General features: G+C 63.3%; 2 protein-coding genes and 1 pseudogene. 2 read left to right on the top strand and 1 reads right to left on the bottom strand.

The window, feature by feature from the left end; translation table 11 throughout:
• Window positions 1-341 (top strand): annotated as a pseudogene (locus WB402_RS05630) (class II glutamine amidotransferase); the annotation flags it as partial.
• Between the two features lie 60 nt (window positions 342-401).
• Window positions 402-785 carry an SHOCT domain-containing protein gene (locus WB402_RS05635; protein ID WP_424205938.1) on the top strand — a complete coding sequence of 128 codons (384 nt, stop codon included), beginning with the start codon at window positions 402-404 and terminating at the stop codon, window positions 783-785.
• Here WB402_RS05635 and WB402_RS05640 read toward each other — a convergent pair.
• Window positions 763-1,552 (bottom strand): putative zinc-binding metallopeptidase (locus WB402_RS05640; protein WP_424205937.1); only part of this gene is annotated, 790 nt, incomplete at its 5' end. The genes WB402_RS05635 and WB402_RS05640 overlap by 23 nt on opposite strands.

Consider the following 1,552-nt stretch of genomic DNA (forward strand, 5'->3'; position numbering starts at 1 on the left):
CACAACGGCTACGTGGCCAACTACGAGCAGCCGCGAAAGCCGGACTCAGAACTCCGGCGCTGCAGATGACCGTCGGCGTCACCGACAGCCGACGGATCTATGCCGTGCGCTACGCCAGCGGCGGCGAAGTCAACACCCTGTTCGTCAGCGAAGACGCCTTCTCGGTGCGGATGCTGTATCCGGAGAACGAGCGGCTGGCCCACTTCAGCGACGACACGCGCGTCGTGGTTTCCGAACCACTGGCTGACCTGCCGCGACTATGGCGAGCCGTGCCGCCGGGCACCGCGCTGGTCATCGGGGACGACGTCCACGAACAGAGCTTCGAGCCCGTCGCGCCATAGCCGCGCGTGCACTATATTGACGGAGCCGAAAACGACGACAACGCCGAGGAGAAGCTGAAGATGTGGGATACGTTCTGGCACGGACTCTGGTCGCTGGTGATGATCTTTGCGTTCGTCGCCTACCTGATCATCCTGTTCAACATCATCGTCGACCTGTTCTGGCGCGATCACCGGTCCTCCGGGTGGGTCAAGGCGATCTGGGTCGTATTCCTGATCCTCGTCCCGTACCTCACGGCGTTCGTGTATCTGGTCGCCCGGGGTCAGGGCATGGCCGTGCGCGCCCGGGAAGCCGCCACGGCCGCCAAGAAGGAAACCGATGCCTACATCCGCGAAGCGGCCGGCCGCTCACCCGCGCAGGAGATCGCCGACGCGAAACAGTTGCTTGATACCGGCGCTATCACCCAGCAGGAGTTCGACTCTCTCAAGGCAAAGGTGCTGAGTTAGAAGCGGTCTCGCGGATCAACCGGTGGACGAGGCCGAGTTTGCGTACCACGGGCGGCGGGATTTCGAACGGGTATAGCGGCGCCTTACCCATCGCGCTGTTGACCCGATTGAACAACAGCGCCAACCACTTCCAGTCGTAGAGCAGCAGCTCGATGGGTGCGTCGTCATAGCTCTCGAGCGGCACGATGTCGCGCGGCACCGCGAAGGGGACCTTGTCGGCCCGCAGCACCAGCCCCGCCTCGCGGGCCGTGTCGATGGTGTCGGTGATGTGCAGGTAGTGGGCGAAGCACTCGGCGAAGTCCTCCCACGGATGCATCGTCGCGTACTCCGAAATGTAGGACTGGTTCCAATCCTTCGGCGGCCCAAAGGAGTAATGGCGCTGAATCTCGGCCTGGTAGTCGGCTCGCTCGTCGCCGAACAGACCGCGGCACTCGTCGAGATATCGGCTCGCGCCGTCGCCGGTCTCGACTAAGACGTTCTGGTAGTAGTGGCCGACCTCATGCCGGAAATGGCCCAGCATGGTGCGGTACGGCTCGCCCAGGTGTACCCGCAGCGACTCCCGGTAGGCGTCCAGTGACTCGACCAGGTCGATCGTGATCACTCCTGACGCGTGCCCGATGGTCACCCGCTCACCGGTGCTGTAGCTGGACAGGAGATCAAAGGCCAACCCACCATCGCGCCGCCAGAACGGGTCAATCGGCAAACCAAGGTCGATCAGCTGAAACACCAAGCGCCGCAACGCCACTGTGGTCGATACGAGTTTCTCC

The sequence above is a fragment of the Sulfuricaulis sp. genome, from assembly GCF_049587675.1.
In the GTDB taxonomy this organism is placed as follows: domain Bacteria; phylum Pseudomonadota; class Gammaproteobacteria; order Acidiferrobacterales; family Sulfurifustaceae; genus Sulfuricaulis.